The organism is Lysinibacillus sp. G1-3 (assembly GCF_056322905.1).
This window is the reverse complement of record NZ_JBWHYQ010000007.1, coordinates 58,836-74,413: the sequence shown is the minus strand read 5'-3', so window position 1 is coordinate 74,413 and position 15,578 is coordinate 58,836. Positions and strand designations below refer to the sequence as shown.

At 33.6% G+C, this 15,578-nt stretch carries 15 protein-coding genes; all 15 read right to left on the bottom strand.

Features of this window, described 5'->3' with window-relative positions; translation table 11 throughout:
- Nucleotides 1-9: 9 nt before the first annotated feature.
- The 15 genes from ACVYAD_RS08735 to ACVYAD_RS08665 all read right to left on the bottom strand — a co-directional run bounded on the left by ACVYAD_RS08735 (nucleotide 10) and on the right by ACVYAD_RS08665 (nucleotide 15,526).
- The gene (locus ACVYAD_RS08735; RefSeq protein WP_476425888.1) at nucleotides 10-396 is read right to left on the bottom strand and encodes a flagellar protein FlaG; all 387 of its coding nucleotides are present in this window, start codon (nucleotides 394-396) and stop codon (nucleotides 10-12) included.
- A 433-nt stretch (nucleotides 397-829) separates the two neighbouring features.
- On the bottom strand, nucleotides 830-1,963 hold the full coding sequence (gene pseC, locus ACVYAD_RS08730) for a UDP-4-amino-4,6-dideoxy-N-acetyl-beta-L-altrosamine transaminase (RefSeq protein ID WP_476425886.1): 1,134 nt from the start codon (nucleotides 1,961-1,963) through the stop codon (nucleotides 830-832).
- Entirely contained in the window at nucleotides 1,960-3,006 is a 1,047-nt protein-coding gene (pseI, locus tag ACVYAD_RS08725) for a pseudaminic acid synthase (RefSeq protein WP_476425884.1), read from the bottom strand. Before pseI ends, pseC begins: the two co-directional genes overlap by 4 nt.
- Nucleotides 3,003-3,974, bottom strand: a complete 972-nt coding sequence (pseG, locus tag ACVYAD_RS08720) for a UDP-2,4-diacetamido-2,4,6-trideoxy-beta-L-altropyranose hydrolase (RefSeq protein ID WP_476425882.1) — start codon at nucleotides 3,972-3,974, stop codon at nucleotides 3,003-3,005. The genes pseI and pseG overlap by 4 nt, the downstream gene beginning before the upstream one ends.
- Complete coding sequence (locus ACVYAD_RS08715; RefSeq protein WP_476425880.1) at nucleotides 3,974-4,696, bottom strand: cytidylyltransferase domain-containing protein; 723 nt, start codon at nucleotides 4,694-4,696, stop codon at nucleotides 3,974-3,976. The genes pseG and ACVYAD_RS08715 overlap by 1 nt, the downstream gene beginning before the upstream one ends.
- Nucleotides 4,696-5,394, bottom strand: coding sequence for an HAD family hydrolase (locus ACVYAD_RS08710; protein WP_476425878.1), 699 nt, complete (start codon nucleotides 5,392-5,394; stop codon nucleotides 4,696-4,698). The genes ACVYAD_RS08715 and ACVYAD_RS08710 overlap by 1 nt, the downstream gene beginning before the upstream one ends.
- Nucleotides 5,391-6,329: an ATP-grasp domain-containing protein gene (locus ACVYAD_RS08705; protein WP_476425877.1), complete on the bottom strand. Its 939-nt coding sequence runs from the start codon at nucleotides 6,327-6,329 to the stop codon at nucleotides 5,391-5,393. The genes ACVYAD_RS08710 and ACVYAD_RS08705 overlap by 4 nt, the downstream gene beginning before the upstream one ends.
- The gene (locus ACVYAD_RS08700; RefSeq protein WP_476425876.1) at nucleotides 6,326-6,973 is read right to left on the bottom strand and encodes a CDP-alcohol phosphatidyltransferase family protein; all 648 of its coding nucleotides are present in this window, start codon (nucleotides 6,971-6,973) and stop codon (nucleotides 6,326-6,328) included. Before ACVYAD_RS08700 ends, ACVYAD_RS08705 begins: the two co-directional genes overlap by 4 nt.
- Before the next feature lie 12 nt (nucleotides 6,974-6,985).
- Nucleotides 6,986-8,023, bottom strand: coding sequence for an alcohol dehydrogenase catalytic domain-containing protein (locus ACVYAD_RS08695; RefSeq protein ID WP_476425875.1), 1,038 nt, complete (start codon nucleotides 8,021-8,023; stop codon nucleotides 6,986-6,988).
- Between the two features lie 2 nt (nucleotides 8,024-8,025).
- Nucleotides 8,026-8,736: a 2-C-methyl-D-erythritol 4-phosphate cytidylyltransferase gene (gene ispD, locus ACVYAD_RS08690; RefSeq protein ID WP_197139787.1), complete on the bottom strand. Its 711-nt coding sequence runs from the start codon at nucleotides 8,734-8,736 to the stop codon at nucleotides 8,026-8,028.
- Nucleotides 8,737-8,760: 24 nt separating this feature from the next.
- Nucleotides 8,761-9,876, bottom strand: a complete 1,116-nt coding sequence (locus tag ACVYAD_RS08685) for a CDP-glycerol glycerophosphotransferase family protein (RefSeq protein ID WP_476425873.1) — start codon at nucleotides 9,874-9,876, stop codon at nucleotides 8,761-8,763.
- On the bottom strand, nucleotides 9,869-10,285 hold the full coding sequence (gene tagD, locus ACVYAD_RS08680) for a glycerol-3-phosphate cytidylyltransferase (protein WP_476426045.1): 417 nt from the start codon (nucleotides 10,283-10,285) through the stop codon (nucleotides 9,869-9,871). Before tagD ends, ACVYAD_RS08685 begins: the two co-directional genes overlap by 8 nt.
- Nucleotides 10,281-11,681 (bottom strand): CDP-glycerol glycerophosphotransferase family protein, encoded by a 1,401-nt coding sequence (locus ACVYAD_RS08675; protein WP_476425871.1) that lies wholly within the window; start codon nucleotides 11,679-11,681, stop codon nucleotides 10,281-10,283. Before ACVYAD_RS08675 ends, tagD begins: the two co-directional genes overlap by 5 nt.
- A 58-nt stretch (nucleotides 11,682-11,739) precedes the next feature.
- Entirely contained in the window at nucleotides 11,740-12,750 is a 1,011-nt protein-coding gene (locus ACVYAD_RS08670; RefSeq protein WP_476425869.1) for a TylF/MycF/NovP-related O-methyltransferase, read from the bottom strand.
- Between the two features lie 4 nt (nucleotides 12,751-12,754).
- Nucleotides 12,755-15,526: a motility associated factor glycosyltransferase family protein gene (locus tag ACVYAD_RS08665; RefSeq protein ID WP_476425867.1), complete on the bottom strand. Its 2,772-nt coding sequence runs from the start codon at nucleotides 15,524-15,526 to the stop codon at nucleotides 12,755-12,757.
- Nucleotides 15,527-15,578 lie beyond the last annotated feature (52 nt).

Below are 15,578 nucleotides of genomic sequence, written 5' to 3'. Positions count from 1 at the left end.
TAATTTCACTTAAATTTTTTCGTCTACTATCATTCCCACCATTTTTTGCATTTCATAAAAAGCATCTAATAATTTTTTTGGTGGAATTTCCTTTACTACTTCATCGGTATCACGATTTACAATCGTTACATAATAACGTTCCAAACCCTCGTGATAAATAAATTTAGAAGAACTGTTGTTTATTTCCAAAAATTCATTTACAACATCAACTACCTGTTGCAGTTTATCTTTTGAAACTTCTTGTTCTTCCCCGGTAGAAGTTGTTTTTTCTTCTAATGGTTTAGAGATTGTTTCCATTGAAACATTAGGCGTCATATTTTCCTGCACATTCATTGCTTTTGTATTGATTGGTTCAGTAGTCATGTCAACTGACTGTCCTTGCGATGCAATACGCATATAATTCAACCTCCTAAACTTTTCATTTCTTAACATTATTATCGGAAGGATTTTCTATTGTTTCACGTTTTTTGGTAAACAATCAGCTAGAGCCTTGTTGAAATAAAAAAAACCTCTTGAATTTTGTTAGAATTATTTCAAGAGGTTGAGTATTTTATAAAAAATTTAATATTTAATTATTTTACGTATAAATTCTTCAATGTTAGCTATCTGAGTCTGCTTTATTGTCTTTTTTCATGCCTATATAAACTTTACATTTTAGTTCTGTCCCAGAAAGTCGAACACAAATCCATATCCATCATCCATAATATTAAATAAGCCAACTTGATAAGTAATCAATTGAAGTGAATCTAAAATAATGGATATGCCAACCTTAAAATCAATTATTAAATTGACATATTCTACCCAACTATTAAGTATAAAAAAATTACTATTATTTTAGTAATTCTTTAATATTTGACACAATAATTACTAAATCTTCTGTTGTCATAGTAGGATGAATCGGAAGCGTTAAAGCCTTTTCATACCATTTTTCAGCAATTGGGCATAATCCTCGTTCATAGCCTAACTGTTGGTAATATGGATGCCAATAAACAGGGATATAATGTACATGTACCCCTATATTTAAAGATCTCATTTGATCAAAAATCTGCTTACGAGCAACCCCTTCAAGTTGTATCATATACAAATGCCAGCCTGAATTTGTTTCCGGTAATGGCTGTGGAGTGACAATTCCATCCACATCTTGAAATGCCTCTGTATAAAATACCGCAATTTCACGACGTTTTTGGATAAACTTATCGATTTTTTTCACTTGAGATAAGCCAAGTGCAGCTTGTAAATCCGTCATTCGATAATTATAACCAAGGTCCGTCATTTCATAATACCAATCACCTTGATCTGCTGAATACTCAGTTCGTTCGATACCATGGCTTCGGAACAATTGCAATCTACGATAGTACTCTTCATTATTCGTTACGATGATACCACCTTCAGCCGTGGTAATTGGTTTGACAGGATGAAAGCTGAACATTGTCATATCTGCTTGTGTACCAACTTTTTTTCCCTTATATTCAGCACCAAGCGAATGAGCTCCATCTTCGATAACAACTAAGTTATGTTCATGTGCTATCTCCATGATCGTATCCATATCTGCAGGTTGACCTGTAAAATCTACGGGGATGATTGCCTTTGTTTTAGGTGTTATCTTTTTTCTTACCTCTGCTGGGTCAATATTGTATGTATTTGCATCTATATCCGCAAAAACAACAGTTCCTCCCATATAACGTACACAATTAGCACTAGCTGCAAATGTAATAGGTGAAGTAATGACCTCATCTCCTTCACCTATACCAGCAGCATAACAGGCTGCATGAAGGGCAGCAGTTCCATTGCAAAAGGCTACAGCATATTGAGCACCAACATAATCAGCAATCGCCTGCTCAAACTGTTTTATTTTAGGTCCTTGTGTTAAAAAGGGAGATCGTAATGTTTCTACAACTACTTGTATATCGTCTTCATCTATAGATTGGCAACCATAGGAAAGGAATTGACTACGCTTTTTCATAGTAGTAACTCCCAACTTAAAGGTGTTCCTTTTTTCACATTTTGCTTAATACACTTTCCAAGTACTAAATCATAGTATTTTGACGGTAAACCCAAGCCAGGTCGAACATTTCGTAAATTTTCCTTGGTTAATTGATCACCTGCTTTTAAATCACTTCCAATATATAAAGAGCGTCGGAATTTTTCTGAACCTTTCTCAGCCTCCGTAGAACCATATTGAATTTGTCCCACGCTTTGCCACGCACGCTCCGTTTCCTCAACTAGCATTTTAAGCTCATTTGGTTCCATCGAAAATGCAGAATCTACACCACCATCAGCTCTTGAAGTGGTGAAGTGCTTCTCTATAACAGTTGCACCAAGAGCTACTGCTGCAACAGAGACGCCGACTCCCATTGTATGATCTGATAAACCGATCTCAGTTCCAAAGAGGTCACGCATATGGGGTATTGTAGCTAAATTAGTATTTTCCGGTGTAGCAGGGTATGTACTTGTACACTTTAATAGTATAATTTGATGATTTCCTTCATCTCTCGCAGCTCGAACAGCTTCGTCAAGCTCTGCTGCAGTCGCCATACCAGTCGAAATAATTATTGGTTTACCCGTGCGAGCAACTTTTTGAATCAATGGTATATCCACATTTTCAAAGGAGGCAATCTTATATGCAGGTACGTTCAATGTTTCTAAAAAATCAACTGCTGTTTCGTCAAAGGGAGAACTGAACGCTAATATGCCATGTTCTTTTGCACGATCGAAGATCGCCTCATGCCATTCCCAAGGAGTATAGGCCTCTTTATACAAATTATAAAGAGAATTTCCCTTCCAAAGATTTTGTTCATCTTGAATAAAAAATTCTCCTGTATGTACATCTAATGTAATCGTATCTGGTGTATATGTTTGGAGCTTTAACGCGTCTACACCTGCTTCTGCTGCTAAATCCACTAAATGCAACGCTCGCTCTAACGATTGATTATGATTGCCGGACATTTCTGCAATAATAAAAGGTTTGGTATGTTTACCAATTTCACTATTTCCAATTTTAATCATGCTAACAACTCCATTATTTGTGATAACCAAGCATTTGGCTGCGGTGCTACCGTTGTTAATTGTAGACCAATGATTTCTAGTTTCTTCGTATCTATGTTTCCTAATTCTTTTAACAGACGTCTATACATTTCTACAGTCACATCTTCATGCCATCCTAAATTAATTACTGCTCCAAGTTGTGCAGCATAGTTAGTTGAAATGTACTGATTGTCAGCAACAATTGTACTTGAAGATGGGAGCCCGACAAAACAACGTTCCCACATTGTCCCACCACCAGCACCTATGCAAAAATCCGCTTGCTGCATAAGTTTTGCCATATAAGAAATTTGACAATGATACTGGTAACTACGTTTTTGACAAAATTTCTTAATTTCTTCTTTTTGTATATTGCCATTACCGACAACGACATCTATATGAGTAAATGTAAAATCCTCAAGTGCAGTTAAAATTTTCACCGTTTCATTAGTCGGATCGGTTCCGCCCATAAACACAAGAAGGCGTTGGATTCTTACATTATGCTGTCGAATTTGCTGACGAGCCTCAATAAACTCCTCACGCATAATTAAATACTTTGGTCCAAGTAATTTCACGCAATGATTCGGGACAAGTCCATCATAACGACACTCAAAATTCGGTACAACATTTTGATCTAGTAACATGTCACAATCATGGCTTCTTGCTAAATCATCAATGACCATTAGTTTTCTTGTGTACTGTCGAATATATTTCTCCCATTCGATACTCAATTCATAATGATCAACGATATAAAGATCAGCATGTTCAGCCTCCGAAATCATTTCATAGCCTTGTTGTGCAACATATTTGATTAAATCGCCAGCAAGTGGTTCCATCCAAAATTGAACATTAAAGCCTTTTCCTTTTAAATTGCGAGCAATTGTTAAACATCGCATAACATGACCACTACCAATTTCAACTGATGCATCTGTACGGATAATTATTTTTTTCATTAAATCACCGGCTTTTGTTCAATATGTGCATTTAATGCAGCAACTTCAGGCGTTTCTCTTAAATAATTAATAACCTTTGAACTAGACACTAGTGCATCATTAAAATGATTAGCTACTGCTGAAATCAATTGATAGTCCTCTGGAGTATCTAATGTAATACGTAGTTCAGGTGCTAAACGATTTGACGGTACCTTATATGTAACTGAATTGAACTTTTCAGCATATTCATATGCAAAATAAGTAACATGTTCACGATGTCGAGGCTCTTTACCAACTTCATGAATATGTAACAATGATTCATAAGAAATCAATTCAACCGCTAATCCACGAGGAAGATCACCATCCATTAACACGATATCTTTTTGCTCTTTTTCCATTAGTGAGACAATCTCACTCGCCATCTCGTAATCAACAAATGGGCAATCTGAGGTCACACGCATTACATAATCAGGCTGGTAAGGCTTAGCAGCTTGAACATAGCGGTCAAGCACATCTTGTTCACTGCCACGATAATGTGCCACGCTCTTATCTTCACACCACTTTGCAATTGCATCGTCCTGTTGTAAATCTGAAGTAGCAACAACAACCGCACCAACACCTTCAATTTGTCGACAACGTTCTACAACATAACTAAGTACATCTGAATCATCTAGTGGCTTTAATACCTTCCCAGGTAAGCGTGTTGAACCAACCCGAGCTTGGATAATTGTAACAACCTTCATTATAGTTCCTCCTTTAATTGAAATTCTGGCCACATTCTGCATAATGTTCCTACTAGCTCCGTCAAATTTGAAATAACATAGTCTGCTTCATGTGCTCTTGAAGGAACAACATCTCGGTATTCTCCAGTTTTTACTCGAACCGTTTTAAAACCAAGTGGTTTAATGCCAACAAAGTCCTTATTGGCATTATCCCCGATATAAACGATTTGTTGTGGTTTAACACCTTCCCACTCAGCAATTTTTTTAAACCAGTAAGGAGAGGGTTTACCATATTCACTACCTTCTCGGTAACTAGTTATAGCTTCTTTTACATAAGAAGATAGTTGAAGTGCTTTAATTTTTCTTTCTTGCGTTGCTGGATAACCATCTGTAACAATGTACAAAGGATACTGGTATAGCTTTTTTAGCAACTCTACTATTCCTATTGGCAGTGATATAGTAGGATCATGATAGCGATAGACATTTATACATTGTCGAACGAGTTCACTAGATTCAAATCCATACTTAAACAAAAGCTCATTAAAAATACGACCTCTTCCATCTTGAAGAAGTCGTTCAACCATAAAGCTATATGCTTCGCTCTCATTAATATAAATCGTTTCTTTTAAATATTGAGCTACTGCCCTAAAACCACTTTGCACATATGTAAACTCTTCATATAACGTATCATCCATATCAAAGATAATTACGTACTTCATATTATCAAATCCTTTGCAAAACGTACTTGAGTTAATGATTTCTCAACTCGTTGAAATGGTAATGTATCAAGATTTCCACCGTCACTTTCAGCAATAAACCAACGAAAACTATCTAACCCTGCACGTACACTTAACGTAGAAGCTCCACCAAAACGAGGATTACACTCTACAAAATGAGGTTGATTCATTTCATCAACAATAACTTGGAACATAATATGCCCATACAGATGTAGTGTTTCTGCAACTTCCATTGCTAATTGTTCCAGCTGCTCATTTCGTATCGTTGATGTCACTTGAGACTCACCATTAACGACTACAACTCGCTCACGTACAACCGCACCTTTCGCTTTACACTCTGCGGTAACATATACATCAATACTATACTCACGTCCTTGGATAAATGGTTGGATAATAGGATACTGTAAATATTGAGCAACCTTATCCACTTCTTGTCTAGACACATTTAAATACAAACCAGAGGAGCCTGAACCATATCGTTCCTTCACAACAAATATATTTTCAGAAAAAGAATCCACTGAAGTGGATGTTGGAATAACAGGATACTTTCTTTTCTCTAGGTAAGATGCAAATACTAGTTTATCTGAAGCACATCTTATTGCTTCTTCAGATGACACCATTGCATGAATCCCTTCTGCTAGTAATCTTTCTCGCCACTTCGCAAAAAAAAGGAGCTCTCCTTCACGCGTCGGGATTATATATTGAATTCCTTTAGCCCTACAATATTCAAAGAACACCTCATATGTTAATTGATCCATACTCGGCATTTTCCAAAAACCATCTAAAAAAAAGCGACTAACAACTTGCCCTGAAGAATCTCCACCTATCAAACTATAATTGGGAATTGACTCTTTCAAACAAGAAAGAAGTGGGATTTTTGAAGAAACACTCGAAACAAAGACATTCTTTTTCTTCATCGCAACCCCTCTCTCTTCATATTTGACCATAACTCCGTTAACCTTGCTAAAATATCTATGACAAATCCCACGAACAATATCATATAAAGTAGCTGAGGCTGCTGAAATAAAAGACAAATCGTTATTATAATCATAACAGTACCTACATCCATACCAATAATTAATCCCCTATCCATAAACCACTTCTTTAAAGAACGTCTTCGAACCTGTTTTAATTTTCTTAGTCTCGGTACGATATAGTAAGTAGCTAGCCATGCATATAAGTTAATTAAAATTAGTACTAATACCAAAAGAATAATAGGGACGGACTTCAAACCTATAAAAAACAATAAAAGTGTATAAAATATCCTATCGTATGTACTATCTAACCATGCTCCAAACGAACTTTGCAATTTCGCATAACGTGCTAAATTCCCATCCAATATATCTAAAAATAAATACACTTGAACTCCTAAAGCGACATAGATGAATTCATTATTATATGCCCAATAATAAATTAGAAATGAATAAATAATATTTCCAATTGTAATCATATTAGGTGTAACAAAAGTTTTCGATAATAGAGGTAAAATAGGTTGAACGAAATACGTTGTATGAATATACTCTGCAATATGCATCGTTCTATCAGCTCGTTTAAAAGTCAACGTTCTCGCTCCTTAAATGTAAAATTGCATTAAATGCTTTCCTAATACTTGATTATTAATTTCCTGCTCAAATGCTTTATAAAAATCAACAATAGAGGTAATTTTTGATTCGCTGATAATTAACACATCAATTAGTGCTAAAAAGTCGTCATTTTGTAGTAATTCAATTGCTTTCAGAAAATCCTGTTGTCGGCTTCTTGTTACACCCTTTAATGTTAATCCTTTTTCTAATATCTTTCGTGTCGGTATTGCTATGGAATCTTCAGTTACACCTGACAAAATAATTGTCCCTCCTACTTGTATTAGGGACAATATTTGCTGGATAGCTGATTCAGATCCTTTTCCACCGACACATTCATAAGCAAATACAATATTTTCTTTTGCAAAATCTGTATTAAGATAGTATGCGTCTACCGGAAATTGCTTTAATTTTTCTTCATGCTTTCCAAAAACAATAAGACGATACTTTGGGTATAGTATGCGTAATGTAGCGCAAACTAAATATCCTAAAATTCCATCCCCCCACACTGCAATTGTACCTTGCTCAGGCATTTTAGTACTTCGTATAATTGCGCTTACTACCGAGATCATCTCAGAAAAAACCGCATGACGACTAGATAAAGTCGAAGGAATCTTTACTAAATAATCAACTGGATAAGCTAGTGACTCTTTGGAAAAGCCATCGGAGTTACTAGATGCGAAAATAGCCTGTGGGCAATAATTTTCACCCAGCTGTGGGTTATCACATACACAAAAATCGCATGGTTCATTAGCCTCAACACGATTAGGTACTAATACAACACGTGTTCCATTTTCATAGTGACCCGTTGGATCACGTAAAACAATTCCAGTAGCCTCATGGATTAGGCTCATTGGGTATTTAAGGGCTAAAAGTCGCTCATCTCGATTTCCTTCATAATAGCGAAGATCTGCTTTACAAATGGAAGCATAATCGATTTTAATTAATGCTTCACCTTTTTTTGGAACAATATCTTCAATGTAAATTTCAAAACGTTTAGGCTCGATAATTTTAAAGCTCTTACTTAACATTACTATATCACCTCAATACTACCGAGTTTTAAAATTGCTTTGAATAATAGTAAATCCTCAAAAGTCGTCACTTTAAAGTTTAGTTTTTCACCCTTTACAAGATAAACAGGGTGATTTAGCTGGAGAACAAGTTTACAATCATCTGTCGTTTCAATATATGGATGCTCTAATGCATAATCGTGTGATTCTTTTAGCAAAGAATATGTAAAGCTCTGAGGTGTTTGTCCTAAATAAAAATAATCTCGCTTTGGAATTTGTGAAATCGTTTCAGTATTTTTACTTTCGACAACTGTATCTGCACTTGGAATAACTGTATCGACCGCCCCGTGTAACTTTGCTCCCTCAATATTTGAACTTATAATTCTTTGACTGACCAAAGGACGTACAGCGTCATGAACAACTACAATGTCATCATCATTGCATTGGCCTTGTAAATAACAAAGGGCTGCATATACAGAGGCTTGCCGAGTATCTCCCCCTACAACGAGATCCATCACCTTATCGATTTCATATCGGCGAATTAATATACGGACGTCATCAATCCATTCATCTAGCGTCACAATAATAATACGATCTATCTCTGGGTGGTTCGCAAAAGCCTCTAAAGTATGTATAATAATAGGTTTTCCATACACATCAATAAACTGCTTAGGTTTATCAACAATTCCCATTCGACTACCAATTCCACTTGCTAATATAATTCCATAATTCATTACTTTCTACCTTCCTTTTGTGATTTAAGTAATATTAAAAACCTCTTGCAGTACTCTACTAGTGGCTTGTCCATCATGATAACCATTGAAACGCTTTGCAAAGTCTTCTATTTTTCTTAAATCGTACTTTCCATTATGAATTGTATTAAGAAGGTCTATCTCATTTAACACAATAGGTCCGGGAACTAGCTCTTCATAAGGGTAATAAAAACCTCTAATTTGTTTTTTATATAATTCTAAATCAGGAGTATAAAAAATCATAGGTTTATTAAGAATAGCGTATTCAAAAATAACAGATGAGTAATCTGTTATTAAACAATTCGACAAGATTAGTAAATCATTGATTTCTAATTCACTTATATTTAAAATAGATGTTTCATATTTCGAAGGAATAAAGATTTTCCCTCTCTCAAAAGGATGTGCTTTTAACAATAAAACTTGATTACTTTTCAAAGAGTCACCAAATCTAGTAAGATTTAGCCCTAAATTTTCTCGTTTTCTATTATGATCACGATAAGTCGGGGCATATAAAATAATTTCTTTACCTTCTAGTTTAGGGAATCGTTTATAAAAATCGCTCTTAACTTTATTCTGATATGTACCATTGTAAAGAACATCGGCTCTAGGTAATCCAAGTGGCAGGACTTTTTCTTGAGCTAAATTTAAAGCGTCAGCATAAATAGGTACAACTTCTGGACAGCTAACAATTACTTTAGAATATTGAGCATGACCCATTAATGCATTCATTAAAGCAGTTTCATTTGCCTGATTCCTTAAAGAGTGTTTACCAAATTTTTTAAAAGCTCCTCCACCATGCCAAACTTGAATAAGCTCAGTTTCTGGCCGTAATTGGATTTTAGAAAAAATGGAATAATAATCATTCAAAATAATATACTTAGAAGTAGCTAGCAAATATGCTATTTTATAGTCAGTTTGACTCTTCTCTTTGTTAGAATACATTTCTTGCTTCACTTCATTTAAAGTAATATGCTCAATTTTATATTGTGGATAAGCTTTCAACTCTTCATATATAGCGTTATTATTACCAGTAATACCATTACTATGCAAATGTATAAACGTGACTTTATTTTCTTGAACTGATAGTTCTAATTTTAGCTTATTATATATAGCTTCAATCATTTTCGAACTTCCTTTGATTTTTTTCTAATAGTAAATTTCTTTTTATTTGAGTTGTTGATATACCTTCTGTGCGTGGTAAATAAATTACCTTACATACTTTGTTTAAGTGATCGAACTTCCCCTTCCAATCGTCACCCATTACAAAAATATCCACATTTTTATTGAAAATATCTTTCTCTTTCTGTTCCCATGATTCTTCAGGAATAATTTCGTCTACGTATTTAACTGCTTGTAACATAAACTTTCTCTCTTCGTAATTATAAAAGGAGCATTTCCCCTTTAACGCATTAAATTCATCTGTTGACAAAGCAACTATTAAATGATTTCCCAGTTCTTTAGCTCTTTTCAATAGCTTTATGTGTCCCCAGTGCAATAAATCGAAAGTTCCATAGGTTAAAACTATTTTAATTATCCTTCACCTCTAATATCTCATCTATTTTATCCCAAATATCTTTTGAAGCATTACCTTGATAATTCTCATGAACTATTTCTTTAATAATTTCCCTACGTTCTTTAAATTCATCTTCTTTATGTTGCAGTTTATTCAACTCTTCTATTAGCTGATTTATGGAATAAACTTTTGATCCAGGTGCCCATGTACTGTAAGGTTCTAAAAATAACCCTCTATTTTCCCTATATTCTTCTAAATCTATAGGTGTAAAAATAATAGGTCGATTAATTAATAGATAGTCAAAATAAATAGAAGAATAATCAGTTATTAAAACATCAATCTCACTTAAAAATTCATACAATTCTATCTCAAGATTCTCTAATACTTCATCTGTTATATTTAATATGTGGTCAAAATTCTCTAATCTATTTTTAGCTTCTACTTGTAACGGATGATATTTTACGAGTAAGTACGCGTCTTCTTTTTTTAAAAATCCCTCTAACTCTAACAAATCGCCATTTTCAAGTATGTCATACCCATTTTCTACACCATTTAAAACTTTACTATTTTTCTTTTTTCTATATGTAGGCATATACAAAAAGACCTTACTATTCTTTAAAGTTTTATTCAAAATCCTACTAAGTAACATTTTAGTAGAAGAAACATCTTTAAATAAAAAATCATTCCGTGGCATCCCAGTTTTCGCAAAAGATTCATGTTTTATTTTATATGCTATACTCATCAAATGTTCATACAATGTTGAATAAGAAGGAACAAATAAAGACTTCTGCCATTGTTGAAACGTTTGTTCTTTAGTTGTAGTGGATTTATTTAAACTATATAAACTTTTCAAAGGAAATCCATGCCACGTTTGAATATCCACACCATAGCTTTCTTTATAACTTAGGTAGTTATGTGTCCATACTCTAACCTTAGAGTTTTTTAAAGAGTAATAATAACTTTCATCTTTATTATTCATATCTAAAAGCTTGATGTTATATTTTTTCTTCATTTTTTCAGGCACTTTTTTATATAAAGACACTGTATTTGAACCAGAATAATTGAAGTAAAATAATACTACGTCTAAATCTCCTTCATTTTCAAGGTAACTCTGGAAATTCAGATTTTTTACTTGATTGTTATGATATACACTAAAATTCATAATATTATTGTTAAGAAGTTGATGTACAATGTCCACATCATACATACTAGAGATAATTATATGAATATCACTATATTCTTGTTTTTTAACCAACTCTTCTAAACTATATATCGGAATACCAAGTAAATTTTGATTCACCTTTTTAGAATCATTATCAATAAATCCATCGATATTATATTCCTGATATAATTGATTATAAGCTTCTAATCCTTTTTGTGATGCTCCAAATAAATAAACATTATCTTTCTTCAAAATCCAACCACTCCTAAAGTAGTTAATTAATTGTTTGAACACAAATTGCCTAGATTTTTCACTTACCTATAACAACACTCCCAAAATAATCGCTCATTGGTATATATGGAATTTCGTATTCTTCACAAAACTCCCTAACAGCCGCTTTTACCCCGGCATATCTTTTAAAATTATAATCATGAATAACTATATATCCGCCCTTATTCAATCTTTCATAAAAGAACTTCAATCCTTCATAAGTTGGCTGATATAAATCCACATCAATACTTACAAAAGCAAATGTATCTTTAATATCTATTGCCGATTTTGGAAAATATCCTTTACAAATTTCTAGATCTAAATGATTTTTCATTTTTCTCTCAACTAACTCTAAGCTTGTTGTATTAAATTGCCCTACACGAGTATTCGCAAACTGTTTATCATTTTCAATAGAAACGTCATTCTCATGAAAACCCTCAAATGTATCAAATAGATAAATTCTCCGATTTTCAAACAAATCTTTCAAAAGAACAGAAATATTACCACGATATACACCCAACTCGGCAACGGCACCAGGGATTTTTTTATCTTGTATTTCTCTGCTTAATAATTCAAATGTCGAAACTCTCACATAGTCTATTCCTTTTAGATTATAGTCATTGTATTTCGATAAACAAACTTTTCGATCTTCCTGGATATGGGAATGTACAGAAACCGGAACACCTTCAGAAAAAATATTTTCGACATATGCATCATTAAAAACATTTGCGTATTTCGCTTTAGTAGTAATTTGTTCTTTGTACACTACCTTATTGTACTTACCATGAAATTTTAAAGGGGTCAAAATCTGATCTTCACGAAAGTTATTATTTAATAAGCTTTGTCGCATCTCTTGCTCATAAGTAATACTAGATATAATTACATAATCTATACATTTTGAATCTATCTGATCAACTTTAAATGTATTGCGCTTTTCATCAGAGGATAGAGAATCACTACTAATAAAACCCTTAAAATCTATTTCCGAACTTAATTTTTCAAAAAGTGAGCTTGATTCAGCCCCTTTTCCATAAATCATAACTTTTTTCATATAACTACTCCTTCACAATACAAATTTTAGGTCGAAATCCACATTTCAAAAATTTTTTATTAATATCAGCATAAGTACTATACGAGTTAGAATACCTTCCACGAGCAATTCTATAATTATTGTTTGTTTTGACGCCTTGTAATACAGGTACACTTTTTGTCCATGAGTTTACATTTAAATTATTCCAATGAAAATCATTTGTAATATATTTATCCCAATCACTAAACTCTTCAGCTTCAAAAGTATCATGCCCTGTTAATAAATCATTCTCACATTCAATTAATTTTTCATAAGAGATATACACTTGAATATTCCTGTCCGCTATCAATGTAAGTTTTTTAGATTGATTGGCTACAGCAATATAATAGAAGTCCCCGTCTGAATTCACCTTAGATTCTAGTGGAATAAATTCTCTCCCCGAACTTTCTACAAAATTCTTATAATTACCTACTCTATTATAGTTAGTTTTATAATGACAACGAATTTTCTTTCCTACTTCTAACTCTTCAATGTCAGCAACTTCATTTACGTGCCAGACTCGGGCACCTTTTGAGGTATGGACACTATCGAATTGGAAGGTTCCATTATCCATCACTTCGATGGTAACAGGTGTACGTTCTTCCCCAATTAATTGTTTATAAGTAAAGAAACAGACTGAGCTTTGATAGTTTTCATTAATAACGTTTTCTTTTTTCAACACAACTTGTTTCGTTCGTTCACCAACGGTAATGCGAAGAATAATTGCATGGCTACTTAAGTTACGACCATATAATTGAAATGTCCCATTTGTCAGTTCAAATGTCGCTTTAGCTCCTTTTTCACTTGTTCGTATAGATGTTGTAGGTGGAACAACACGACCAATTTGTTTAAAAAGTTGTTGCCATGCTTTACGTCCTTCATCTGACAGATTTTCTGGAATGATATCTTGTGGATAGAAGTACTTCTCCCATGTTCCTTCATATTGAACAAACCCACTTGCCGCAACATATACATCAAAATCATTGTTTAACGGATTAATAATATACGTTTCTAATAACGGAGCTAACTCGTTCATTACATGACGTATTTTGTCCAAAAATATAGTAAACAGCTTTTGTATACGAAGTACCTTTTCTTTAGAGTTATTCATTAATTGAATAACATTAGTTTCAACTTGAACTTTCTTAAAATCATCTGTTAGGCGATTGCAAATTAATTTTGTGAATAACTCTGCTTCTAGTAGTTGTTTCATCACTTTGTCAATTTTATCCAACTCGAGTTGAATTTGACGTTCCGTTTTATAATTTCTTTGTTCTAGCGTCCTGAAATAATCAAGAGCATCTTGTAGTTGCTTTGGGAAATTGTTTAATTCTCTTGCAAGATCCCTTAGTTGTTCAGTTTGCCTAATATCTCCTTTTATATTACCTTTTTTTTCATACCAATTTGGCTGTACAACTCGTTCCGTCCAACCTGCTATCACTACATCAAGTGTTTTAAACTCTGTTCCTTCTATTTTAGCTCCACCCTTAGTAGTGTTAATCACTGGAATGTAATTTACCTGTTCAAGATAATTTTCCATTGATAAACGCATTCGGTTAAAGTTATCGTTTGTCTGTACTTGCCCACCATCAGCAGCTTCAACGTAAAAGGCATTTTCTATATCTCTGTCTTGAATTGTTGCATCTGTCTTGCTGCCCTTTTTTCTATCAAAGCGGACGATACTATCAGCATAAAATAAGTCATTTTTAAATGCGAAATTCTGACCAACGAGAACGATTTCACTTACGTTCATTTCAAATAAAATTTGCATAGTGACAATGGCCACTGAATAGGCATCATTCACTACAGGTAATTTACGTGTAGTAAAACTTTGAGTGAGCTTATCTTGACTAGTTACGAAATGCATTTTGGGACCAGGCCAATAGCTAACCGTCTCGTTCCCAACACTTGTACCGTAGACAAGTGGAATATCTTCATATTTCCCTTCTAAAATCGGCTCAAATACACGGAAATTATGTTGTTGCGGATCATAAGAAAACACGGCATCTGGTTTAATATTTTTTGCAATCAGCTCTTTATTAGCAGAACCTACTGCAAATATATAGGCAAGACCCTTTTCCTTGATTTTTTTTAAATTCTCAATTTCTTCACTTAATGATGGCCCTGCTGCTACTAATACCACAGGTTTATCTCGAAATTCTTCATTATAATCTAAAATAAAGTTTGGTGTTTGTAATGTATCTATTAGATTCATAATTGCATTGCTCGTCCATCGGAAACCAAAAACTATACCAGTGTCTATATTTAACTTTCTTTCAACTACAAATTCTTTAAAATCTTTGACAAATTGTTGCGTTTCTTTAGGAAATAATCGCTCATAGACAGGATGAATTATTAGTGTTACTTTATGGGTTAATTCATTTGCAAACGTTTGCAATGCTTGTCTACCTATTTCCTTATCCGTTTCAACAATTTCATCTCTTATGGGTAGAGTACTAAATTTCGTTTCTACAGCATATTTATTTCTAAGTGCGTTCACTTGAGCATTTGGCTCGTATATCGAAATAAGCTTTTCCGGAAATCGTTCTGCAAATTGTATTACATGATAACCTAAACCTATCCCGTAAAAGAAAATGTGCTCAGTCTCCTCAATTTGCTCTAGTGAATGGTCTAAAAGTAGATTTGCTTCACGAATTGGATCATACTTACTATGAATTAATTGAATATTTCCATCTATTTCAACCTGGATAGTAGGATGACCCTTTTTTCCTTCTACAATTGTCACTTGAGATACCATATTTATTCACCTTTCTTATTACGAAAAATTCCACCTATTATCTCCATTAACA